This window comes from Streptomyces sp. NPDC006643 (assembly GCF_042870175.1).
Lineage (GTDB): Bacteria > Actinomycetota > Actinomycetes > Streptomycetales > Streptomycetaceae > Streptomyces.
Map to the genome: position 1 here is coordinate 1 of NZ_JBIAHA010000011.1, position 22,802 is coordinate 22,802.

Annotated in this window: 24 protein-coding genes; 11 read left to right on the forward strand and 13 right to left on the reverse strand. The window is 71.4% G+C overall.

All coding sequences use genetic code 11. From position 1 onward, the window contains the following. The first annotated feature begins 266 nt into the window (after positions 1-266). Positions 267-536, forward strand: a complete 270-nt coding sequence (locus tag ACFYNU_RS16320; RefSeq protein WP_356595901.1) for a hypothetical protein — start codon at positions 267-269, stop codon at positions 534-536. A gap of 71 nt (positions 537-607) precedes the next feature. Here ACFYNU_RS16320 and ACFYNU_RS16325 read toward each other — a convergent pair whose 3' ends face one another. Further along, the gene (locus ACFYNU_RS16325; RefSeq protein WP_356595899.1) at positions 608-1,366 is read right to left on the reverse strand and encodes a ferritin-like fold-containing protein; all 759 of its coding nucleotides are present in this window, start codon (positions 1,364-1,366) and stop codon (positions 608-610) included. A gap of 529 nt (positions 1,367-1,895) precedes the next feature. On the opposite strand from ACFYNU_RS16325, the gene ACFYNU_RS16330 reads away from it, so the two are divergent. Both ACFYNU_RS16330 and ACFYNU_RS16335 read left to right on the forward strand, forming a co-directional pair. After that, positions 1,896-3,719: a DEAD/DEAH box helicase gene (locus ACFYNU_RS16330; RefSeq protein ID WP_356595897.1), complete on the forward strand. Its 1,824-nt coding sequence runs from the start codon at positions 1,896-1,898 to the stop codon at positions 3,717-3,719. Between the two features lie 154 nt (positions 3,720-3,873). After that, positions 3,874-4,752, forward strand: a complete 879-nt coding sequence (locus ACFYNU_RS16335; RefSeq protein ID WP_356595895.1) for an alpha/beta hydrolase — start codon at positions 3,874-3,876, stop codon at positions 4,750-4,752. 3 nt (positions 4,753-4,755) lie between these two features. Here the strand turns inward: ACFYNU_RS16335 and ACFYNU_RS16340 are convergent, their stop codons facing one another. Beyond that, positions 4,756-5,667, reverse strand: a complete 912-nt coding sequence (locus tag ACFYNU_RS16340; protein WP_356595893.1) for an NYN domain-containing protein — start codon at positions 5,665-5,667, stop codon at positions 4,756-4,758. 176 nt (positions 5,668-5,843) lie between these two features. On the opposite strand from ACFYNU_RS16340, the gene ACFYNU_RS16345 reads away from it, so the two are divergent. After that, positions 5,844-5,996: a hypothetical protein gene (locus tag ACFYNU_RS16345; RefSeq protein ID WP_023538842.1), complete on the forward strand. Its 153-nt coding sequence runs from the start codon at positions 5,844-5,846 to the stop codon at positions 5,994-5,996. 79 nt (positions 5,997-6,075) lie between these two features. Here ACFYNU_RS16345 and ACFYNU_RS16350 read toward each other — a convergent pair whose 3' ends face one another. From ACFYNU_RS16350 to ACFYNU_RS16365, 4 genes are all read right to left on the reverse strand, one after another. Further along, a complete protein-coding gene (locus ACFYNU_RS16350; protein WP_023538843.1) occupies positions 6,076-6,681 on the reverse strand; it encodes a MarC family protein in 606 nt (201 codons plus the stop codon). 109 nt (positions 6,682-6,790) lie between these two features. Then, entirely contained in the window at positions 6,791-7,660 is an 870-nt protein-coding gene (locus ACFYNU_RS16355) for a PHP domain-containing protein (protein ID WP_356595890.1), read from the reverse strand. Positions 7,661-7,736: 76 nt separating this feature from the next. Next, positions 7,737-8,375 (reverse strand): DUF6758 family protein, encoded by a 639-nt coding sequence (locus tag ACFYNU_RS16360; RefSeq protein WP_356595888.1) that lies wholly within the window; start codon positions 8,373-8,375, stop codon positions 7,737-7,739. Between the two features lie 186 nt (positions 8,376-8,561). Continuing rightward, on the reverse strand, positions 8,562-9,173 hold the full coding sequence (locus ACFYNU_RS16365; protein ID WP_356595886.1) for a suppressor of fused domain protein: 612 nt from the start codon (positions 9,171-9,173) through the stop codon (positions 8,562-8,564). 475 nt (positions 9,174-9,648) lie between these two features. Between ACFYNU_RS16365 and ACFYNU_RS16370 the strand changes: the two genes are divergently transcribed. Together ACFYNU_RS16370 and ACFYNU_RS16375 are read left to right on the forward strand one after the other, a co-directional pair. After that, the gene (locus ACFYNU_RS16370) at positions 9,649-10,764 is read left to right on the forward strand and encodes a magnesium and cobalt transport protein CorA (protein WP_356595884.1); all 1,116 of its coding nucleotides are present in this window, start codon (positions 9,649-9,651) and stop codon (positions 10,762-10,764) included. Between the two features lie 21 nt (positions 10,765-10,785). Then, positions 10,786-11,307: a hypothetical protein gene (locus ACFYNU_RS16375; RefSeq protein WP_356595882.1), complete on the forward strand. Its 522-nt coding sequence runs from the start codon at positions 10,786-10,788 to the stop codon at positions 11,305-11,307. Positions 11,308-11,324: 17 nt separating this feature from the next. On the opposite strand, the gene ACFYNU_RS16380 is transcribed toward ACFYNU_RS16375, so the two are convergent. Beyond that, entirely contained in the window at positions 11,325-12,038 is a 714-nt protein-coding gene (locus tag ACFYNU_RS16380) for a hypothetical protein (protein ID WP_356595880.1), read from the reverse strand. 303 nt (positions 12,039-12,341) lie between these two features. Between ACFYNU_RS16380 and ACFYNU_RS16385 the strand changes: the two genes are divergently transcribed. Genes ACFYNU_RS16385 through ACFYNU_RS16395 form a run of 3 tightly spaced genes read left to right on the forward strand, consistent with a single transcriptional unit; the run spans position 12,342 to position 15,411 of the window. Next, positions 12,342-13,616, forward strand: coding sequence for a magnesium transporter MgtE N-terminal domain-containing protein (locus ACFYNU_RS16385; RefSeq protein ID WP_356595878.1), 1,275 nt, complete (start codon positions 12,342-12,344; stop codon positions 13,614-13,616). Continuing rightward, positions 13,606-14,208, forward strand: coding sequence for a DUF1003 domain-containing protein (locus ACFYNU_RS16390; protein ID WP_356595876.1), 603 nt, complete (start codon positions 13,606-13,608; stop codon positions 14,206-14,208). Before ACFYNU_RS16385 ends, ACFYNU_RS16390 begins: the two co-directional genes overlap by 11 nt. Positions 14,209-14,250: 42 nt before the next feature. After that, positions 14,251-15,411 (forward strand): Mrp/NBP35 family ATP-binding protein, encoded by a 1,161-nt coding sequence (locus ACFYNU_RS16395; RefSeq protein WP_356595874.1) that lies wholly within the window; start codon positions 14,251-14,253, stop codon positions 15,409-15,411. Positions 15,412-15,515: 104 nt separating this feature from the next. Here ACFYNU_RS16395 and ACFYNU_RS16400 read toward each other — a convergent pair whose 3' ends face one another. From ACFYNU_RS16400 to sigE, 5 genes are all read right to left on the reverse strand, one after another. Then, positions 15,516-16,193 (reverse strand): hypothetical protein, encoded by a 678-nt coding sequence (locus ACFYNU_RS16400; RefSeq protein ID WP_356595872.1) that lies wholly within the window; start codon positions 16,191-16,193, stop codon positions 15,516-15,518. Between the two features lie 115 nt (positions 16,194-16,308). Continuing rightward, positions 16,309-16,785 carry a sec-independent translocase gene (locus ACFYNU_RS16405; protein WP_356595870.1) on the reverse strand — a complete coding sequence of 159 codons (477 nt, stop codon included), beginning with the start codon at positions 16,783-16,785 and terminating at the stop codon, positions 16,309-16,311. Between the two features lie 126 nt (positions 16,786-16,911). Next, positions 16,912-18,861: a trypsin-like peptidase domain-containing protein gene (locus tag ACFYNU_RS16410; RefSeq protein ID WP_356595868.1), complete on the reverse strand. Its 1,950-nt coding sequence runs from the start codon at positions 18,859-18,861 to the stop codon at positions 16,912-16,914. A 90-nt stretch (positions 18,862-18,951) separates the two neighbouring features. After that, positions 18,952-19,827, reverse strand: coding sequence for a zf-HC2 domain-containing protein (locus tag ACFYNU_RS16415; RefSeq protein ID WP_356595866.1), 876 nt, complete (start codon positions 19,825-19,827; stop codon positions 18,952-18,954). Then, entirely contained in the window at positions 19,824-20,582 is a 759-nt protein-coding gene (gene sigE / locus ACFYNU_RS16420) for an RNA polymerase sigma factor SigE (RefSeq protein ID WP_171908355.1), read from the reverse strand. The genes ACFYNU_RS16415 and sigE overlap by 4 nt, the downstream gene beginning before the upstream one ends. Before the next feature lie 142 nt (positions 20,583-20,724). On the opposite strand from sigE, the gene ACFYNU_RS16425 reads away from it, so the two are divergent. Beyond that, a complete protein-coding gene (locus ACFYNU_RS16425; RefSeq protein WP_356595863.1) occupies positions 20,725-21,390 on the forward strand; it encodes a class I SAM-dependent methyltransferase in 666 nt (221 codons plus the stop codon). Positions 21,391-21,498: 108 nt separating this feature from the next. Here ACFYNU_RS16425 and ACFYNU_RS16430 read toward each other — a convergent pair whose 3' ends face one another. After that, a complete protein-coding gene (locus ACFYNU_RS16430) occupies positions 21,499-21,666 on the reverse strand; it encodes a DUF3117 domain-containing protein (RefSeq protein WP_003966491.1) in 168 nt (55 codons plus the stop codon). A 325-nt stretch (positions 21,667-21,991) separates the two neighbouring features. On the opposite strand from ACFYNU_RS16430, the gene ACFYNU_RS16435 reads away from it, so the two are divergent. Then, positions 21,992-22,792 carry an enoyl-CoA hydratase-related protein gene (locus ACFYNU_RS16435; RefSeq protein WP_356595861.1) on the forward strand — a complete coding sequence of 267 codons (801 nt, stop codon included), beginning with the start codon at positions 21,992-21,994 and terminating at the stop codon, positions 22,790-22,792. The last annotated feature ends 10 nt before the right edge of the window (positions 22,793-22,802 follow it).

Here is a 22,802-nt window from a genome sequence, read left to right on the forward strand (position 1 = left end):
CGTTCTTTTGGTTGGGGTTTGTTTTTGTTGTGGTGGTGGGGGGGGGGGGGGGCGGGCCCCCCGGGGGGGGGGCGGGGCGGCGCGCGGCGCCCCGCGCGCCCCCCCCCCCCCCCCCCCCCCCCCCCCCCCGGCGGGGCGGGGGGCCCCCCCCCCCCCCCCCCCACTCCTTCGTCGGGTCTTCGGATCGCGGAGGGTTGCCCCGCGTGCACTCCGGGTAGACCGGGCTACGACTCGATTGACCAGCGCGCTCGGTGAGGTGATCAGCGGTGATCTTGGAAGCTCTCGGTGCGGTCCTGCTCGGACTGGGTGCCTCGTGGGCCGCGCTCCAGCGGCTGCCCCACCGGCTGCCCTCCCGCCGTCTCGTGCTCGTCGCGGGACCCCTGGGCTCCCTCTTCGGCGCGATGCTCACGCACGCGGCGCTCGGCGCCGGTCATGTCGTCGCGACGCTGATCGGCGCGGTGGCCGTGGGGGCGGTCCTGCTCTCGCTGCTGCTCCGCCCCGCAGGCCATGTCCTGCGCCGTCCGATGCCCTCGTAACGCCCGGCCGCCGAGGTCGGGCCGCTCTCTGAGGTCCGGCCGCTGAGGGCCCGGCCGGTCGCCCGGCCGTCTCAGGCGGCCAGTCCCAGCGCCGCCATCCGCTTCGTGTGCGCCTCGGTGATCCGCGAGAACATCCGGCCCACCTCGGCCAGGTCGAAGCCGTCCGCGACCCCGCCCACCAGCATCGTCGAGAGCGCGTCCCGGTCGGCCACCACGCGCTGCGCCTGCGACAGCGCCTCGCCCATCAGCCGCCGTGCCCACAGCGCGAGCCGCCCGCCGACCCGGGGCTCGGCCTCGATCGCGGCCCGGACCTTCTCGACCGCGAAATTGCCGTGCCCTGTGTCATCGAGCACAGCGAGCACCAGACCGCGGGTGTCGGAGTCCAGTCGCGCCGCCACCTCGCGGTAGAAGTCACTGGCGATCGAGTCCCCCACATAGGCCTTGACCAGGCCCTCCAGCCAGTCCGACGGCGCGGTCTGCCGGTGGAAGTCGTCCAGCGCGGCGGCGAAAGGATCCATCGCGCCCGTCGGATCGGCGTCGATTTCGCCGAGCCGGTCGCGCAGTCTCTCGAAATGGTGGAATTCCGCGGAGGCCATCTTCGCGAGTTCCGCCTTGTCGTCCAGCGTCGGTGCGAGTTTGGCGTCCTCGGCGAGCCGCTCGAAGGCCGCCAGTTCGCCGTAGGCGAGTGCTCCCAGCAGATCCACGACCGCGGCCCGGTACCTCGGATCGGCGGAGGCGGTCGCCCAGTCCTGGGCGGCGATCCCGGTGTGCCGCGCGGGCGCGGACGCCGGTGTGGACTCGGGCGCAGTGGCGTTGTCAGACGTCTCCATGGAGCGCACAATAGCCCGCTCGGCGCACGGCGCAGAGCCCGCTCCGCGCACCGCGTAAGGGCCCGGCCGACAAGCGCCCGCACCCTGTTCCGACGAATTCGTCCGACACACATGCGCGATTTAGGGGTACAGTGGTAATGCGCCTGCCGATTATTCGGTGGGCCATCGCAGTGTTTGACCGGGCGATCTGTCCCGGACAGGCCCCATGAGGATGCCCGGTCGGTGGCCCGATCGGCTCCGACCCCGACCGCCCTCCGCGCGGACCGTGCGCACAGCAGCGTACGACCGCAGATGAGGGGCCCCCTCAGCGGCACGAGCGCTCGAGCGACGGCAGTGGTCCCGCGCCATCCGGCCAATCCACGGCCGGCCGAGTACCCAGGTGCGGTACGACCCCCAGCGTTCGCCTCGGGTCGCGTCTCACAGAAGAGGCAGCACCCTGACTACGACTTTCCGAGACCTCGGAATCCTTCCCGAGACAGCCGAAGCGCTAGAAGCCGTCGGCATCCTGTCTCCGTTCCCCATCCAAGAGATGACCCTCCCGGTCGCGCTGTCCGGCAAGGATGTCATCGGCCAGGCCAAGACCGGCACCGGCAAGACGCTCGGCTTCGGCCTGCCGCTCCTGGAGCGCGTCACCGTCCCCGCCGACGTCGAGGCGGGCCGGGCCGCTCCCGAGCAGCTGACCAACGCCCCGCAGGCCCTCGTGGTCGTCCCCACCCGCGAGCTGTGCCAGCAGGTCACCAACGACCTCCAGACCGCCGGCAAGGTGCGTAACGTGCGCGTGCTGGCGATCTACGGCGGCCGTGCCTACGAACCCCAGGTCGAAGCCCTCAAGAAGGGCGTCGACGTCGTCGTCGGCACCCCGGGCCGGCTGCTCGACCTGGCGGGCCAGCGCAAGCTCGACCTGTCGCACGTGCGCGGCCTCGTCCTGGACGAGGCCGACGAGATGCTCGACCTGGGCTTCCTGCCCGACGTCGAGCGGATCATCCAGCTGCTGCCGGCGAAGCGCCAGACGATGCTGTTCTCGGCGACCATGCCGGGCGCGGTCATCGGTCTCGCCCGCCGCTACATGTCGCAGCCGACGCACATCAGCGCCACGTCGCCCGACGACGCGGGCGCGACGGTCGCCAACACCACCCAGCGGGTCTACCGCGCCCACTCCATGGACAAGCCGGAGCTGGTCGCGCGCATCCTCCAGGCCGAGGGCCGCGGACTCGCGATGATCTTCTGCCGTACGAAGCGCACGGCCGCCGACATCGCCGACCAGCTGGCCCAGCGCGGCTTCGCCTCCGGCGCCGTCCACGGCGACCTTGGCCAGGGCGCGCGTGAGCAGGCGCTGCGCGCGTTCCGCAACGGCAAGGTGGACGTGCTCGTCTGCACCGATGTCGCCGCGCGCGGTATCGATGTCGAAGGCGTGACGCACGTCATCAACTACCAGTCGCCCGAGGAGGAGAAGACCTACCTCCACCGCATCGGCCGCACCGGCCGCGCGGGCGCGTCCGGCATCGCCGTGACGCTGGTCGACTGGGACGACATCCCGCGCTGGCAGCTGATCAACAAGGCGCTGGACCTGGGCTTCCCGGACCCGCCGGAGACGTACTCGACCTCGCCGCACCTCTTCGAGGAGCTGAACATCCCCGCGGGGACGAAGGGCATCCTGCCGCGTACGGACCGGACGCGTGCCGGTCTGTCGGCGGAGCAGGTCGAGGACTTGGGCGAGACGGGCGGCCGTGGCCGTAAGTCCGCCGGTCCCTCCGCGCGGGCGGCCACCGCCGTGCAGGAGGAGCGCCCGGCGCGTACGCGTACGCCGCGGCAGCGCCGTCGTACGCGCGGCGGGACTCCGCTGGAGGCCGGCGAGGCGCAGCCGCAGCAGGCGGCGACCGAGGCGGTCGACACCGTCGAGGGCGCGGACGAGCCGCGTATCCCGCGTCGTCGTCGGCGTACGCGCGTCGGCGTGCCCGCCGACGCGGCCGTGGCGGTCGCGACGACCGTGGCGGAACCGGCGCGTGACGTGTTCGTCGAGCCGATGGCGCAGCCCGCGGAGACGGCCGACGCCGAGGTGGCCACCAAGCCGCGCCGTCGTCGTACGCGCGCCGCCAAGGCCGCCGTCGACACCGTGGCCGTGGACACCGTGGCCGTGGACACCGTTGAGCGCACGGCCGGCGACGTCGACGACAGTGCGCCGGACACCAAGAGCGAGACCAAGCCCCGGCGTCGTACGCGCGCCGCCAAGGCCCCGGTCGAGGCCCCGGCCGCGAAGAAGGCCGCCGAGCCGGTGGAGGCCGAGGCGCCCGCCGCCGAGGCCAAGCCGCGCCGTCGCCGTACGCGCGCGGCGGTCGCCCAGCCCGAGAGCTGACGCTTCCGGGCCGAGACTCCAGGCTCGCCCGTCGGCCCGGTCCCCCAGGGGGCCGGGCCGTCGGTGTGTGCGGCGCCCTCGGCGGGGAAGCCCCCGGCGGGAGGTGTCCCGGCCGGGTGAGGCGGCGGTGGGCGCGGGGTCTTACGCTCGTCGCATGAGCCGGCCGCCCACGTTCACTCCCCCGCCCTGCGCCCGCGCGCGTCAGTTGTCGACACCGCGCGGGCACTTCGCCGTGCTCGACGCGCGCCCCGAGGGGACGCCGCGGGGCACCGCCCTTCTGATGCCCGGTTTCACCGGCAGCAAGGAGGACTTCATCGCCATGCTGGAGCCGCTCACCGCGGCCGGCTATCGCGCCGTCGCCGTCGACGGCCGCGGACAGTACGAGTCCGACGGCCCCGACTCCCAAGAGGCTTACGCACAGCCGGAGTTGGCGGCCGATGTGCTGGCGCAGGCGGCGGCGGTCGGGACTCCGGTCCATCTCGTGGGGCACTCGCTGGGCGGGCAGATCGCCCGTGCGGCCGTCCTCATGGACGCCGAGCCGTTCCTGACACTGACGCTGATCTCCTCGGGCCCCGCCCGTATCGCGCCCTCCCAGCGGGAGCGGGTACGGCTGCTGAGCGAGGCCCTGGAGTTCACGCACAGGGACATGGCGAAGGTCTGGGAGGCCATGCGGGCGATGGAGCCGCCGGAGGAGACGGACGTCGAGGGCGGCGCCGGCCACAGCGACGCGGATCTGCGCCATCGCTGGCTGCGCCACAACCCGGCCCAACTGATCGCCACGGGGCGCCAGTTGACGGTGGAACCGGACCGGGTGGCCGAGCTGGCCGCCGTACACCCGCTGCCCAAGCATGTGATGTCCGGCGAGCGCGACGACACCTGGCCGGTGCCGCTGCTCGACGACATGGCGCGGCGGCTGGACGCGCGCCGGACGGTGATCGAGGGCGCGGAGCACTCCCCGAACACCGATCAGCCGGCGCGTACGGCCGCCGCGCTCAGCACCTTCTGGGACAGCGCCGGCCGGGCGACCGCGTAGCGCTCAGAACTGCGCCTCCAGGTGCTGCCAGAACCCGTCGCGCAGCGCCCGCCGCAGCCCGGCGTGCCCGCGCAGCGACCGTTGCAGCAGCTTCTCCGCCTCGATCAGCAGGTCCTGGTCCACCGGCCCCGGCAGATACGGATGACCGGGCAGCAGCTCCGCCATCGCCACCCGCCCGCGCCCGACCAGCCAGGTCGCGGCGATCTGCGCGCCGATGAAGCGCACCTGTTCCCGCGAGGGCGGCGGGTCGCCCTCGTTCTCGTACGTGGTGACCGGCCGCCGGGTCACGTACGGCTGCCAGAATTCGAGGTCGAAGGTGCGCTGGCTGTCGACCTCCCACAGCAGCGGCTCGGCCTGGTTGCGCCCGTCGGCGGCCTCGATGCCCCAGAGATGGACGCGTGCGCCGTACCCCTGCGCGGCCTCGACGGCGGACACCAGGTCCTCGTCACCGCCCACCAGCGCGGCATCGCTGATGGCGCGGTGCCGGGCGAGCGATTCGAGATCCGTGCGGATCAGTGAATCGACGCCCTTCTGCTGGTTGTTGGCGTTGAGATTGCCGAGCCGGACCTTGACGTCGGGCAGTTCGGCGATGGACTGCTGCTCGGGTGTGTGGATGCGCCGCCGCGCGCCGTCGTACCAGTAGACGCGCAGCAGTCTGCTGTCCGCGAAGATCGTGCGCGCCTTGTCGATGAACGCCTCGATGAGCCCCTCGGCGTCGAGATCGAAGGCCCGCCGGTCCTCGGTCCCCGCCACCAGTAATCCGGCCGCCGCGTAGACGTAACCCGCGTCGACGAAGATGGCGTGGGTGGACGGGGTCTTCGCGACCTCGGCGAGCATCCGCTGGAGCAGCTCGTTGGTGTGCTCCAGGCGGGCGCCGACCTCGGCGATGTCGGGGTTGATCTCTGCCTCGCTCATACGAGCCCCATTGTCCGTGGACGCGCCTGTACCCGCCAGTAGTTAGCCAACCGAAAAATTTCCTTAGTGTAGGGAATGTTTGCAGAGGGCAAGGCGTTGTGGCCTTATGTAATCAATGATGGGCTACCCGTCACACACAGTTCTCCTACGGAGGATCAGACGAAGGGAGAAGCGGTATGCGCTTCGAAATCATGCGACTGAACGATGCTGACGGCACCGCCGTCGACAGCACCGTTGTGGACGCCGCCTCCGTCAATCAGATCGTGCAGCAGGCCGCCTCAACAGGGCAGCGCCTGTATATCCGCCCGGCCGAACCCACGGCCTCATAACTCTCGGATCCCCCGGATCCACTGATCGGCTCAGGTCGAGACGCCCCCGTACGGAGATCCGTACGGGGGCGCTTTGGTCTCACGCGCCCTGGACGACCTGGGTGACGCCGTTGATGATCTGCTGCACGGCGATGGCCGAGAGCATCATTCCGGCGAGCCGGGTCACCAGCACCACGCCGCCGTCCTTGATCAGCCGGATGATCACCAGCGAGTAGCGCATCGTCAGCCAGAGCACGGCGTGCATCGCCACGATCGCCGCCCACACCGACGCCTGCGCCGCGGCCCCGTCGGCGTGCTGCACGGCGAGGATGACGGAGACGATGGCGCCGGGACCGGCCAGCAGCGGCATGCCGAGCGGTACGAGGGCGACGTTGACGTCCTTCGTCTGCTTGGGCTCGTCGGTCTTGCCGGTGAGCAGATCGAGGGCGATGAGCAGCAGGAGCAGTCCGCCCGCGATCATCAGCGCGGGGACGGAGACATGCAGATAGTCGAGGATCTGCTGGCCGAGAAGACCGAAGACGGTGATCACACCGAAGGCGACGGCCACCGCCTGCCAGGCCATCCTGCGCTGGACCTTGGCGGGGCGCCCGGAGGTGAGGGCGAGGAAAATCGGCGTGATCCCTGGCGGGTCCATGATCACGAAGAGGGTGAGGAAGAGGGAACCGAAAACGGCGGCGTCGAACACGGGGTGGCCTTGCGAGGAGTGGGCGGACGGAGCAGGGGCGCGGCGCGCACGGCGTACGGGCGGCCCGACGGGCGCCCTGCGGGGTGCTTACGCGCGCTGTACGGGTCGCTTACGCGTGTCCGCCCGTGCCGGGGACCGGGAACGCGCCCGACGCGCGCCGGACGATCTCGCTGTAGATCTCGGGGTCGGTGCGGTACTCCCCGAGCCGGACGGTCTTCCGGCTGCCGTGATAGTCGCTGGACCCGGTGGTGAGCAGTCCCAGCTCGGCGGCGAGTCCGCGCAGCCGGGCCCGCGTGGGCTCGTCATGGTTCATGTGATCGACCTCGACGCCGTCGAGCCCCGCCTCGGCCATCCGTACGAGCGCCGCCTCGGCGACGACCGCGCCACGGGTCACGGCCAGCGGATGCGCGATGACGGTGACCCCGCCGGCGGCCTTGACCAGCCGGATCGCCTCGAAGGGGTCCAGCTCGTGCCGGGGTACGTGCACCCGGCCGTTGTCGGAGAGCCACTCGGAGGTGAACGCCTCGTCGACCGAGCCCACGACGCCCAGTTCGACGAGCGCGGAGGCGACATGCGGGCGGCCGATCGAGCCGTCCCCGGCGATCCGGGCGACCTGGTCCCAGGTGATCGGCACGTCCAGCTCCTGGAGCTTGGCCACCATCGCCCGCGCGCGCGGCACCCGGTCGTCGCGCACCAGCTCGCGCTCGCGCAGCAGTTGGGGCTCGTCGGCGTCGAAGAGATAGGCCAGCATGTGCAAACTCACACCGTCGGCCCGGCAGGAAAGCTCGGCGCCGGTGACGAGGGTGAGACCGCTGTCCAGTTCGCCGAGGGCCTTCAGCGCCTCGGCATGGCCCCGGGTGGTGTCGTGGTCGGTGAGCGCGACGACGTCCAGACCGGCGGCGGCGGCGTTGCGCACCAGCTCAGCCGGGGTGTCCGTACCGTCCGACGCCGTGGAGTGGGTGTGCAGGTCGATGCGCACGCGCGTACTCCAGGGGCTCCGACGGGCAGGGGACGCTCCAGGATAACGGGCGTACGAGGGGGCCCCGGCCCGATCCTCAGCTCAGCAGGCGCGGGGACAGCGCCCCGCACGGCAGCAGATCCACCTCGGCGCCCGCGTCCCGCAGGTCGGTCAGCACCAGTTCGTCGTACATCAGCAGCCCCGTCTGCTCCGGCCAGACGATCGCCCAGAGCCACAGCCCGAGCGCCTCGCCCGCGAAGACCGCGCGGTCCGGCGGGGCCTCGGGCACATGCCAGAGCGGGGTGGGGCGGCCGGCGGCCAGCAGTTTGGCGTGCGGGGGCTGGTCCACGCGGATGTGCGGGCCAGGGTCGGGGCCGTCGATCCCCGCGTACCGCGCCCCGAGTCCGACGCCCAGCTCCTCGGCGACCAGCAGCAGCTCTCCCGAGCCGCCGAGCGGGCCGGGTCCCGAACACGCGACGGCGGTCGCCCGGCCGCCGCTGCGGTCGTCGCCCGCGTAGGCCACGCCGGTGTAGAGCCAGCCCACCGGGAGCGGCCAGGGCATCCAGACGGGGACGCGGGCGCGGTTCACGACAACACCGAGGGCTTCGACGCTGGGGGGTATCACCGGCTGCATCGGATGCACCGTGCCGTGCGTGTCGCACTGCCAGGAGTCGGCGAAGAGACCGGGCGCCCTGACCCGGCCACCGCACTTCGGGCAACCTGGTTCGCCCCTCATGCTGCCCCACGGTCCTCCCCGCCCGACGCCCCGTCAAGGACGATCACCCGTCCGGCACAGAACCCCGGCAAATACCGGCGGCCTGTACGAGACGGGTAGTCCTCCGCACGGCGTAGGGGGTTCAGGGGCTCGGGAGGTCTTACGCGTAGACCGCCGGTCCGGCGCGGCGCGAGGGCGGGAAGATCGTCAGTCCAGCGGGACCGACCCGCGCGCCGGGTCGCGCAGATCCGTCCCGTGCGCCAGCCAGCGCTCCTGGAGCGCCTGCGCGCCCTTGACCCGCTTCCACGCGGCCTCGTTGGGCGTCATCGGAAGCAGCGGCAGGAACCGTACGGGTTCGAGCGGTGCGGTCAGCTCCAGATCGGGGACCAGCCCGCCGGACTCCCCGACGAGTACGGAGCTGAACGGCGCGCCGGGCCACAGGGGTTCACCGACCTCCAGCGAGGCGCCGGCCGTCACGACCAACCCCTCGACCTGGGGCGACGCGGCCAGTACGGCGAGGGGGCGCAGCACCTTGTCGGTGTCGGCGAGCCCGGCGCGTACCGACAGGATCAGCTCGGCGCGCGGCCCCCGGTCCGGGTCGGGGACGACGACCGTGGGGTCCGCCATCGGCCGCGCGGACATCCCCAGCGTGGCGTACCGGACGACGGCGCCGCCGTCGGAGCCGGGCGACTGTCCCGGGTCGAGGAATCGCAGCACCTCGACCCGGTCCGTGCCGACGAACGTCATCGCGGCGCGCGCGTCCGGTTCGCCGAGCGCCGTGCGCAACCGGGCCTCGACCAGAGAAAGAACTTCTGCCATCCGGTGAGCATAGAACGCCGTCTTAACGGGCAAGAGACCAAATTGGCCCGGATCGACTGCTAGTCTGGGCCGCCGATCGGACAGTACGCACAGGCGTCGCTCTCCGGTCCCGACACACGTCATCCCCTACGGGGGACCGGCCGGAGGAGGTGGGGCTGCGGTGGATCGAAGTCACCCGGCCAGTACCAGCCGCTCTTCCTCGCGCTGTACCGCCTCTCTCATCTGAGGCCCTGCCCCGTACAGGCCCGCGGCATGTCGCACGACGGAAGAGCACTGCACCAGCACCGTCTTTCCTGTCTGTAGCGAACGCCGTCATCGCGTCCTCGCGGTGCCGCCCGCTTTGCGGACGTATGCGCGCAGCGTCATGCCATGTCATGCCACGGTGTCCCGAATCCGTGTCGGCACGTACGCGCGTCACGTCCCCGTTCCGGGCTGTGCCACGCCCCGCCGACGGCCTCTCCGTGAGGAGCCAGCCATGTCGATGATCCGTGACCTGCGTGCGGCGGTCCGTCCGTCCCTGCGCAAGAGCAGCGCCCCCTACAGCACGTACGACTCCACCCGCGATCCCTCGGCGTCCAGCGCCGTCGTCGACTGCGCCGTCTACCGGGGCGGTCGCCGGCTGAAGGACGAGCCGTGCCTCACCCCGCACGAGGCGATGCTGGAGGTGCGCCGGAGCGGGGGCTTCGCCTGGATCGGCCTCCATGAGCCGACCGAGGCCGAATTCGCCGGTATCGCCGAGGAGTTCGGGCTGCACCCGCTCGCCGTCGAGGACGCCGTGCACGCCCACCAGCGGCCCAAGCTGGAGCGGTACGACGACACCCTCTTCGCCGTCTTCAAGACCATCCACTACGTGGAGCACGCCGAACTCACCGCGACCAGCGAGGTCGTGGAGACCGGCGAGGTCATGTGCTTCACCGGCCGGGACTTCGTCATCACCGTGCGGCACGGCGGCAAGGGGTCGCTGCGCGCGCTGCGGCACCGGCTGGAGGACGACACCGAACTGCTCGCCAAGGGGCCGTCGTCCGTTCTGCACGCCATCGCCGACCATGTCGTCGACGGCTACATCGCGGTGGCCGCCGCCGTGCAGGACGACATCGACGAGGTCGAGATCGCCGTGTTCTCGGCGCCCGCCAAGGGCAGCCCGCCGGGCTCGGACGCCGGGCGGATCTACCAACTCAAGCGCGAGGTGCTGGAGTTCAAGCGGGCCGTGGCGCCGCTGCTGCGCCCGATGCAGCTGCTGAGCGAGCGCCCGATGCGGCTGGTCGAACCCGACGTGCAGAAGTACTTCCGCGACGTCGCCGACCATCTGGCCCGGGTGCACGAGGAGGTCATCGGCTTCGACGAGCTGCTGAACTCGATCCTCCAGGCCAATCTGGCGCAGGCGACCGTCGCGCAGAACGAGGACATGCGCAAGATCACGTCCTGGGCGGCGATCGTCGCCGTACCGACGGCCGTCTGCGGTGTGTACGGCATGAACTTCGAGCACATGCCCGAACTCGGCTGGAAGTACGGCTACGGGATGGTGATGGGCGGCATCGCCGTCGTCTGCCTCACCATCCACCGGACGCTGAAGCGCAACGGGTGGCTGTAGACACCGCCTAGGCTGCCTGGCATGACAGACACCGCTCCCGGCTCACCACTCCTCGGCAAGGCTCTCGTCGAGGAGGCCACCAAGAAGTCCGGCCTCGTCTGGGTGCGGGCGGGTGGGCCCGCCCGTGCCCTGTGGCACGTCTGGCACGACGGCGCCGCGCTGATCGTCGGGGACGGCGGCGAGCAGCCCCTGCCGGGCCTGGCCGACGGCTCCACCGCCGAGGTGACCGTACGGAGCAAGGACAAGGGCGGGCGGCTGGTGGGATGGGCCGCGTCCGTCAGTGAACTCGCCCCTCGTACGGAGGCGTGGGAGAGCGCCGTCGCCGAACTGAAGGGCAAGCGGCTGAACGCGCCGGACTTCGACGAGATGACGGACCGTTGGGCGCGCGAGTCGCGGGTGCTGCGCCTGGAGCCGCGCGACGCGATCACCGACTTGCCGCGGGACTCACAGGCCGCCGCGCCGCTGCCGACGTCGGCGACGACACGCGGGCCCGCGCCGGCGGCCGTGCCGCGGCTGCTGTTCAAGCGCGCGAAGAAGGGCTGACGCGGCCCGGGGCCGGCTCAGGTGCCGGGCAGCGTGCTCCCGTAGTCCACCGTCTCGCCCTTGGCCGGCGCCCTCAGGGGGAAGTCCTTGCCCCAGTCGCTGAGGGTGAGCGTCCCCGCGTCACCCGCGCGGGCCAGTTGCAGCGGATACGGCGTACCTTCCAGCGACACGTTCAGCGAACCGCCCGCGCCTCCGCCGCCGGTGACCGCGATGGTGCGTACACCGCCGATCTCGGCTCGGTCGCCCTTGCCGCGCTTGCCGTGCAGCCCCAGCAGCCCGTCGAGCAGCACGCTCTTGTCGGTGAAGCCCCGCAGCTGGTCGTAGGCCGGGTCGTCCTCGGGGACCTTCACGTATTTGTCGTCGAGCTTCTCCGCGGCCTCGGCGTCGGCCTCGCTGGGCTCGCCGTCCTCGCCGCCGCCACCCTTGTCGCCCCCGTGGCTCCAGAAGTCCGCCTTCGCCTTCAGGAACAGCTCGTCCTCGACGCGCAGCAGCTCGAACGTGCCACCGGTCTTGGAGCTGACCGAGCCGGTCCCGCCGGCCTCCTTGAGCGACATGTTGAGCTTGTACGTCTGCCCGTCGGTGACGACCGTGCCCGACAGCCGCACCGCGTCCGCGCTCTCGGCGGCGGCCTTCGCCTTCTGCTCGATCCCGGCGGCCGTCAGCTTGCCGACACCGTTCGTCCCCGCGTCCGGATCCTCGTCGCCGCCGCACGCCGTGAGCGCGACGGTCATCCCGACGCAGAGAGCCACGGGAATCGCGGCCCGGCAAAGTCGGGCGGAGGACCGAAGAAGGGTCACGAACGCACTGCCTCTCATGCGTGACGGGGGACGGCAGACCGCAGCGTACCGGTGCCGACGGCACCCATCGACAACGAGTCCCGGCGACGGTTCCCCCGTACCGTACGGACGGATCCGCCAAGGCGGCACGGAGCGGTACGGGCTAGCCTGAACCCGTTGTCGGGGTCGATACGGGGACAGTCACGGCACGGCCGGGTACCCGGCACGGACAGAATCGCGGACCAGGAGGAGCGCATGATGGCGTCGGGCACCTCCCGGGTCTTCGTCTCGCACCTCGCCGGTGTGCCGGTCTTCGACCCGAACGGCGACCAGGTGGGCCGGGTCCGCGACCTCGTGGCGATGCTGCGCGTCGGCGGCCGTCCGCCACGGGTGCTCGGCATGGTCGTCGAGGTGCTCAGCCGGCACCGGATCTTCCTGCCGATGACCCGCATCACGGGCGTCGCGTCGGGTCAGGTGATCACCACGGGCGTGGTCAACATGCGGCGCTTCGAGCAACGCCCCACGGAGCGGCTGGTCCTGGGCGAGCTGCTCGACCGCCGCGTACAGCTCGTGGAGAGCGACGAGCAGGTGACCGTCCTCGATGTCGCCGTCCAGCAGCTGCCCGCCCGCCGCGAGTGGGAGATCGGGAAGGTCTTCGTACGGCGCGGCAAGGCCGGCGCGCTGCGGCGGCGCGGCGAGACGCTGACCGTCGACTGGTCGGCGGTGACCGGCTTCTCGCTGGAGGAGGACGGCCAGGGCGCGGAGAACCTGGTCGCGACCTTCGAGCGGCTGCGCCCCGCCGACCTGGCCAACGTGCTGCACCATCTGACGCCGAAACGGCGCGCGGAGGTGGCCGCCGCCCTCGACGACGACCGGCTCGCCGATGTCCTGGAGGAGCTGCCCGAGGACGACCAGGTGGAGATCCTGGGCAAGCTCCAGGACGACCGGGCCGCCGACGTCCTGGAGGCGATGGACCCGGACGACGCGGCCGACCTGCTCTCCGAGCTGCCCGAGGAGGACAAGGAGCGGCTGCTGGCACTGATGCGGCCCGGCGACGCCGCCGACGTACGGCGACTGCTGGCGTACGAGGAACGGACCGCGGGCGGCCTGATGACCACCGAGCCGATCGTGCTGCGCCCGGACGCGACGGTCGCCGACGCGCTGGCGCGGGTGCGCCGGCAGACCCTGTCGCCCGCGCTGGCCGCGCAGGTCTATGTGTGCCGGGCGCCGGACGAGACTCCGACGGGCAAGTACCTGGGCACGGTGCACTTCCAACGGCTCCTGCGCGACCCGCCGTTCACACTGGTCGGCTCGATCGTGGAGAGCGATCTGCCGCCGCTGTCGCCCGATACGCCGCTCTCCGAGATCACCGGGTATCTCGCCGCGTACAACATGGTGGCCGCGCCCGTCGTGGACGAGAGCGGGTCGCTGCTCGGCGCCGTGACCGTCGACGACGTCCTGGACCACCTGCTGCCCGACGACTGGCGCGAGACCGGGTTCCACGGCCTTCAGGAGGCCGCGGATGGGCACTGAGCGGGCGGACAAGGACGCGCCGAGGGACAGGGCGATGGCGGTCCCGGGAGCGAGCGCGGTGGCCCGTGGGCCGCGCGGACGGCTGGACCAGCCGCGTACGCCGAGGCGCAAGCTCCTGCCGGACTACGACCCCGAGGCCTTCGCCCGGCTCTCGGAGCGGATCGCACGCTTCCTCGGGACGGGTCGCTTCATCGTCTGGATGACGCTGACGATCATCGTGTGGGTGCTGTGGAACATCTTCGCGCCCCCGCAGGTCCGCTTCGACGAGTACCCGTTCATCTTTCTGACGCTGGCCCTGTCCCTCCAGGCGTCGTACGCGGCCCCGTTGATCCTGCTGGCGCAGAACCGCCAGGACGACCGGGACCGGGTCACCCAGGAGCAGGAGCGCAAGCAGAACGAGCGCTCCATCGCCGACACCGAGTATCTGACCCGCGAGATCGCCTCGCTGCGGATGGGACTCGGTGAGGTCGCCACCCGCGACTGGATCCGCTCGGAGCTGGAGGACCTGGTGCGCGAACTCGCCGACCGGCAGGAGACGCCGCGCCTCGAACCGGGCCGGCGACGTGACGAACCAGACCGCCCGGAGCACTGACGCGCTTTTTGGAGCCCGCGCGCCGCGCCGTACCATCTCCCTATGGCTACCGACACGCACGGAACCGTCGCGCCCGCCGAGGACGCGGTACGCGCAGCGCTGGCGACGGTGAACGACCCCGAGATCCACCGGCCGATCACCGACCTCGGCATGGTCAAATCGGTCGACATCGGGGCGGACGGCGCGGTGGCTGTCACGGTCTATCTCACGGTGTCCGGCTGTCCCATGCGCGACACGATCACCACCAACGTGACGGAGGCCGTCGCCGCGGTCGCCGGCGTCACCCGTGTCGACGTCACGCTCGACGTGATGAGCGACGAGCAGCGCAAGGACCTCGCGGCGTCACTGCGCGGCGGGACGGCCGAGCGGGAGGTGCCCTTCGCCAAGCCCGGCTCGCTGACCCGGGTCTACGCGGTGGCCTCGGGCAAGGGCGGCGTCGGCAAGTCGTCGGTGACGGTCAACCTGGCGGCGGCGATGGCCGCCGACGGTCTGAAGGTCGGCGTCGTCGACGCGGACATCTACGGGCACAGCGTACCGCGCATGCTGGGGGCCGACGGGACGCCCACCCAGGTCGAGAACATGATCATGCCGCCGTCGGCGCACGGTGTGAAGGTCATCTCGATCGGCATGTTCACCCCGGGCAACACCCCGGTCGTCTGGCGCGGACCGATGCTGCACCGCGCGCTCCAGCAGTTCCTCGCCGATGTGTACTGGGGCGATCTGGACGTGCTGCTGCTCGACCTGCCGCCGGGCACCGGCGACATCGCGATCTCGGTGGCACAGCTCGTGCCGAACGCCGAGATCCTGGTGGTCACCACGCCGCAGCAGGCCGCCGCCGAGGTCGCCGAGCGGGCCGGCTCCATCGCCGTACAGACCCATCAGAAGATCGTCGGCGTGGTCGAGAACATGTCCGGCCTGCCGTGCCCGCACTGCGACGAGATGATCGACGTGTTCGGGACGGGCGGCGGCCAGCGGGTCGCCGACGGGCTGACGAAGACGACCGGCGCCTCGGTGCCGGTGCTCGGTTCGATCCCGATCGACGTACGGCTGCGGGAGGGCGGCGACGACGGGAAGCCCGTCGTGCTGTCCGACCCCGACTCCCCCGCGGGCGCGGCGCTGCGGTCGATCGCCGGCAAGCTCGGCGGCCGGCAGCGCGGGCTGGCGGGCATGACGCTGGGTCTGACGCCGCGTAACAAGTTCTGACGTCCCGGACACCGGCAAGGGACGGACACCGCTCCACGCACAGGTAAGGGGCGCCCACCATTGGCGGGCGCCCCTTACGCGTGCGTGGAGCGGTGTCGCGACGGCTACTCGGGGACGTACGTCTTGATGTCCTCGATCACCGAGAAGCCGAGGCCGTAGGCGCTCATGCCGCGCCCGTACGCGCCGAGGTGCACCCCGCTGTCGGCCGAGCCGGTGGGGCCCGTCGAGCCGGCCAGCACCCAGCCGAATTCGGATTCGCGATAGTGGAACGGCGTCGGCACGCCGTCCACGGGGAGCGAGAGCACCGACCAGGCGGAGCCGTTCAGATCGTCGGCCAGTTCGAAGGCCGTCTCGGTCTGCTGGTCCAGCCAGTCGTCGCGCAGCGTGTGGTCGAGCTGTGCGGGCCAGGTCGACAGCAGCAGCGCCGAACCGGCCAGCCAGGCCGCCGAGGACACCGTCGTGGCGTCGAGGACGCCCGTGCCGTCACCGCTGCCCCGTACGGGGCTCGCGGCGACCGTGACGACCGCCGCGAAGCGTTCCTTCTCCGCGCCGGACGGGTCCGGTCTTATCGACGGCTCCTCGCCGTGACCCGTGGAACCGTGCTGCACGGTGCCGTCCGCCGCCATGCCCACCTGCATCAGCCACCGGGGACCGGTGAACGCGTCGTCCAGCCCGTACCAGGGGAAGGTGGCCCGCAGATAGGCCTCGACCGCACGCGCCCCCGGCACTCCGTCCGTCGTGCCGGCCGCGCCATGGGTCCCTGCCCGACGTGTCGTCTCCATCTGTCCGGACCGCCTCCTCTATCTCGGAGTCCGGGCGGCCCGCCCTCACGGACGTCTCACTACCGGACAGATGGAGGATAGCCACCCGTTACCGGCCCGCCCGGCAGGGCGGCCCTCAGGTGGCGTCTGCGTCGAACGGCGGGCGGTCGGCCGCTTGCGGCTGTTCGGGCTTCTTCAGCAGGTCAGCGGTGCCGGAGGGGCTCTTCGTCAGGCTCGGGGCCGCGGTGTCACCCTTACCGCTGTCGCTCCCGGCTGTGTCGTCGCCCCTGCCGTGGACCGAGTCCGCGACGTCGTTGATTTCCTTCTTGAGGTTGAAGCTGCTGCGGATCTCCTTCAACCCCAGGTCGTCCTCGTGCTCCGACAACTGCTTCCGGACGAACTTCTTGGGATTGAGGTCCTCGAAGTCGAAGTCCTTGAACTCGGGTCCCAGCTCGGAACGGATGTCCTCCTTCGCATTGTCGGAGAACTCGCGCACCTTGCGGATGAAACGGGAAACGTCCTGGATGACCTTGGGCAGCTTGTCCGGGCCGAAGACGAGCACGGCGAGAATCACGAGCGTCACCAGCTCAAGCGCGCCTATGTCATTGAACACCTAGCTGCTCCTTGTGTTCTCCGTGCCCGCAGGCGAGACCTCGTCGGCCTGGCCTGTGATGGGTCGAGGCCCGGGCCGCTCCACGGTACCCGGCGGACCTGGCCGGACGGTACCTTCATTCGACACTCACCTACCTTCCGCGCTGCCGAGGACCAGAGTCATGGTCTGCTCTTTACCTCCGCGCGTCAGTGTCAGCTCCAGTTCGTCACCTGGGCGATGGGAACGGATCTTCACGATCAGCTCCTCGCCGCTGTGCACCCGCTGGCCGTCCACCTCGGTGATGATGTCGCCGGTCCTGATGCCCGCCTTCGCGGCCGGGCCGCCCTCCTCGACGGAGGGTCCGCCGTCGGCGCTCTTGGCACCGACCTTGGCGCCGTCGCCCGTGTACTCCATGTCGAGCGTGACGCCGATCACGGGGTGCGACGCCTTGCCCGTGTTGATCAGCTCCTCGGCGACGCGCTTGCCCTGGTTGATCGGTATCGCGAAGCCGAGCCCGATGGAACCGGCCTGGGCGCCGTCCGGCGTACCACTGCCGTCCGCGCCACGGATGGCGCTGTTGATGCCGATGACCTGTGCCTTCGAATTCACCAGCGGGCCACCGGAGTTGCCGGGGTTGATCGGGGCGTCGGTCTGGAGGGCGTCGACGTAGCTGATGTCGCTGCCGTCGCCCTTCTCGCCGCCGGCCGTGATCGGGCGCTCCTTGGCGCTGATGATGCCCGAGGTGACCGTGTTCTGGAGGTCGAAGGGCGCGCCGATCGCCACGACCGGGTCGCCGACCTGGACGTTGTCGGAATTGCCGAGCGGCAGCGGCTTGAGTCCGGAGACCCCGGTGACCTTCACGACCGCGAGGTCGTAGCCGCTGTCCTTGCCGACGAGCTTCGCCTTGGCGGTCTCGCCGCCGCTGAAGGTGATCGAGATGTCGCCGGACTCGCCGGCCGGGTCGACCACATGGTTGTTGGTCAGGATGTGGCCCGTGCGGTCCAGGACGAAGCCGGTGCCGGTGCCCTGCTCGCCGCCGCCGCTGACATGGAGGGTGACGACGCTCGGCAGGGCGCTGGCGGCGATCCCGGCGACGCTGTCGGCCGGGCGGCCCCCGCCGTCGTTGCCGGCCTGGGGCAGTTCGACGCTGGTGAGGCCGCCGGTGCGCTCGATGTACGCGCCGACGCCGCCGCCGATGACGGCGGCGCACAGGGCGAGGGCCAGGGCGCCGACGAGGCCGATGCCCCGGCGCTTCCTGCGGGGCTCGCCGGGGTCGGGGTACGACAGGGTCTGCTGGTGCCCGGGGGTGCCGGGGCTGCCGGGGCTGGTCCAGGGGTCGTACTGGAGCCACTGGGTGGGCTGCTGCTGGTGCTGCGGCTGCTGCGCGTGGGGGCCCTGCGGCGGGGGCAACTGCTGGGTGCCCGGCTGCGGATGGGGCACCTGCGGGTGGGGCTGCTGCTGCGTCTGGGGATGCGGCTGAGCCTGGGGCGGCGGGAGCGGCTGCTGGGCGGCCTGTGGCGGCACGCCGTAACCGGACGGCGGCTGCGGCTGGGCCTGGGCCCCCGGCTCGGGCATGGGCATCGGCTGCTGCCCGCTGTAGTGCTGCGGCGGGATGGGCGTGCCCTGGGCCGGGGTGGGCACCGGTCGCTGTACGGGCGGCGCGGGCGCCCAGGGTCCCGGGCCGCCGTAGGGCGGAGTGCTGTACGGGTCGGGCTCGTGCAGCGGCTGCGGACGGCCCTGCGTGGCCGTAGCCGTGGCTGTGCCCGCTTCCGTGGCGTCCGTGCTGTCCTGGATGTCCGCGCCCGGTCCCGGGCCCGTCGGCGCGCTCACCGCTGAGGGAGCGCGCTCGGGCGGGGCGAGGACATGGTCCTCGGGATCCGGGTCCGGCTCGGACAGGCGCCGTGGGGCGCCGTCGGCCGGTTCGGTGACCGTCGCGCGGTCGGGATTCGGGGGGACTTCATCGGTGACCGGCGACAGTTCCGTCGTCTCCTTTGCGTTCCGGTGCTCCGGTACGTCGGGCTCCCGCGGTATCGCGCGTCCCGATGCCGGGCGGCTCCACCACTTCGCCTTGGGTCCGGTGGGCTTGCCGTCGTCCATGCTCTCCCCGCACCTGCCTCGTCCGTGCCCCGACAAGGGCACCCGTGCAGGGATTCAACCAGGTTTACGAATGTCCGCGCAGGGACCCCGTCACCGACGCTGCGAAAGCGGCACGCCGGGCTGGGTGGGCGCGGCGAGCCGGGTGGGGTCGGGCGTGGCCGTGGGGGTGGTCAGTCCAGGGTTCGCCGCGAGCTGGAAGGCCGTGCCCGTAGGACGTATCAAGGGCGCCGCGGGGAAGTGGTTGAGCACCGCCGACTGGAACGGGTGGGGGGTGAGCGGCGCCCTCATCGTGCCGGGGGCGAGCACCGGCGCGCTGTCGACGGACTGCGGCAGAATGCCACCGCGCTCGCCGCCCTGCCTGCCCCGCGTCCCGTTGCCGGGCGGTGTGGTGGTGGCCCTGGTCAGCGGGGTGATGCCCGCGCCGGTCCCACGCGCCGCCGTGTCGGCCGTGGCACCCATGGGCAGTGCGCTCAGCGCCATCGCGGCGAACGACACCGCGCTCGCGGCGGCGAAGGCGAACCGCCGGCCGCGCCAGGGGGAGCGCTCGGCCTCCGTGCGGCCCACCTCGTGGATCCGGAAGCCCGCGCCGGAGTCGGAGCGCAGGGGGGAGGAGGCGTGGGGTCCCACCGGGCGGTAGCCGAAGGCGTCGCCGCGGGCACCGAAGACACCGCTGTTGAACGCGGTGCCGTCGAACGGGCCGCGCGTCTCGCCCTCGTCGTCCTCGGTGGGTCCGCCGGGGAGTCCCTGGAGCCGGGCGAGAAAGCCCTCGGACAGCGGCGGGGGCGCCGACTGTGCGAACGCGTTCTTCAGCCTGCGCTGGGCGTCGGCCTCCGCCTTGCACTTGGCGCAGGTCGCGAGGTGTGCCAGCACACGCTCCCGGGCGTCGTGACCGAGCTCCCCGTCCACCAGGGCGGCGAGCCGGTCCCCCAGGTGCTGCTCCGCGGGGGTCGGTCCTGTGCCACTCACGCGAGTCCGCCCTCCCCGGCCACGCTCGCGAACGTGCGCTGCTCGGCCCGAGCCTCGGGAGAACGGTGCGAGAGGGCCTTGCGCAGATGCGAACGGCCGCGGTGGATCCGGCTGCGCACCGTGCCGAGCTTCACGCCGAGCGTGGCGGCGATCTCCTCGTACGACAGTCCTTCGATGTCGCACAGGACGACCGCGGCCCGGAACTCGGGAGCGAGGGTGTCCAGCGCCTGCTGGACGTCCGCGTCGAAGTGGGTGTCGTGGAAGACCTGCTGCGGTGAGGGCTCACGGCTGGGCAGCCGCTCCGCCGCGTCGTCACCGAGCGCGTCGAAACGGATCCGCTGCTTGCGGCGGACCATGTCCAGGAACAGATTGGTGGTGATGCGGTGCAGCCACCCCTCGAACGTGCCGGGGGTGTATGTCGACAGCGATCTGAAGACCCGGACGAAGACTTCCTGGGTCAGATCCTCGGCGTCGTGCTGGTTTCCCGTGAGACGGTAGGCCAGGCGGTATACGCGGGCGCTGTGCGTGCTGACGATCTCCTCCCAGCTGGGAGGCGTCCACGCCTGCGATTCCGCATCCGATGCGAAGGTCGCCGTAACTGCGGAGTCGGTCGAGCGAGAACGGTCAGCGAAGTTGGTCACGGATTTCGGCTCACCGGCCGACCTGAGAAAGCGCTTGAACGCTCCTCCCCGATCCGCAGGCGCAGCCGCACCTCCCCTATCGACTCTGGTGGTGTCCAGCGGAGCACCTACCATAGCTACCTCGCCCGTTAGCTCCGGATAAGAATCTTTGCCTGAATTTGCGCCTGGTCCGCGGTCTTCATCCATGCGTTCCCCCACGCCTTCATAACGCCCGGTCCCATCAGCGGGTTCCCGCGTGCAGCGGATACAGTCACCGGTGCGCCAACTACGGGGACAGGAGAGGGTCATTACCGCCAACCGGCAGACAAGCTGGGCGTTCGCCGACGCTTTTGTCGCCGAGGACGAGGCACTGCGCTGGGCCCGCGACAGGGCCCGGGACATGGGGCTCCGCTCGGTGTCACCGGGCACGGGCGCCGCGCTTCGTCTGCTTGCCGCCACGGCGGACGCCAAGGCGGTGGCGGAGATCGGTACGGGTACCGGGGTCTCCGGGATCTATCTCCTGAACGGGATGCGGCCCGACGGCGTACTGACCACGGTCGACACGGAGCCGGAGCGGCAGCAGTTCGCACGCGAGGCGTTCCGCGCGGCCGGCTTCACCAACAACCGCGCGCGCTTCATCCCCGGCCGGGCCCTCGACGTACTCCCCCGGCTCGCCGACGGCGGATACGACCTGGTCTTCTGCGACGGTGACCGCCTGGAGTGCCTGGACTATCTCGCTGAATCGTTGCGCCTGCTGCGACCAGGGGGGCTGGTGTGCTTCGAGGGGGTCTTCGCCGACGGCCGTACGGTCGACTCCGCGGCCCAGCCCCACGAGGTGCTGCGGCTGCGCGAGCTGCTGCGCACGGTCCGCGAGATGCAGGACGAGCTGCTGCCGTCGCTGCTGCCGGTGGGCGACGGGCTGCTCTGCGCCGTACGCCGCTGAGCGGCCCCTCTTACGAACGACGCACTCCGGAACGGCCGACGGCGTAAAGCTGCCCCGCCACGGAGATGTCCGGGGCGGGGCAGCACGAGAATGCGCGTTCTGTCCGCGTCAGCCGACGACCTTCTTCAGGGCGTCACCCAGCGCATCCGCCTCGTCGGGGGTCAGCTCGACGACCAGCCGACCGCCGCCTTCGAGCGGAACGCGCATGACGATGCCCCGCCCCTCCTTGGTCACCTCGAGCGGGCCGTCGCCCGTCCGCGGCTTCATGGCCGCCATGCTCGTTCCCCTTCCTGAAACCAGCTCATCGCAGCCGGCGGCCCCATGACAGGCGCTGTGTCACCGGCATCGAACACATTGCTTCCAGGCCATTATCCCGCATGGCGGGACCCGATGACCAACATCGGACGGCATCGCTTACGCAACGCGCTCTCTCAAAACGACTCAATTCGGCGATCCGCCTGCGATACTTCGCCGCTGTTCACGGCTCCGCGGCCCTGGATTGTTTGACGCAGGTCACATGCCGACCTGCGGTGATCTCCGCCATGCTGGGGCCCGACAGGACAGCGGGACAGGCAGTCAGAGTCGCAGAGGAGATCCGATCATGGCCGACACGGTGCTGTACGAGGTGAGCGACGGGCTCGCGACCGTCACGATCAACCGGCCCGAGGCCATGAACGCGCTGAACATCGCGGCGAAGGCCGCCCTGCGCGACGCGCTGCGCACCGCGGCCGACGACTCCGCCGTACGGGCCGTCCTCCTCACCGCGACCGGGCGGGCCTTCTGCGTGGGGCAGGACCTGAAGGAGCACGTCTCCCTGCTCGCCGCCGACGCGGCCGACGGCAGCGGCGGGACCATGAGCACCGTGCGGGAGCACTACAACCCCATCGTGCGGGCCCTGACCGAGATGCCGAAGCCGGTCGTCGCGGGGGTCAACGGGGTCGCGGCCGGTGCGGGCCTCGGCTTCGCGCTCGCCTGTGACTACCGTGTCGTCGCCGACACCGCCTCCTTCAACACGTCGTTCGCCGGTGTGGCGCTGACGGCCGACTCCGGCGTGTCGTGGACGCTGCCCCGGCTGATCGGGCAGAGCAGGGCGGCCGATCTGCTGATGTTCCCGCGGTCCATCACCGCCGAGCGGGCGCACGAGCTGGGCATCGTCAACAAGCTGGTCCCCGCGGCCGATCTGGCGGCCGAGGCGGCGACCGTCGCGCGGACCCTCGCGGAGGGCCCCACGCTGGCGTACGCGGCGCTGAAGGAGTCCCTGGCGTACGGAGCCGGTCACTCGCTGGCCGAGACGCTGGAGAAGGAGGGCGAACTCCAGAACCGGGCGGGCGCGTCGCAGGACCACGGCATCGCGGTCCAGGCCTTCCTCGACAAGGAGAAGCCGCGCTACGTGGGCCGCTGACGCCGCCGCC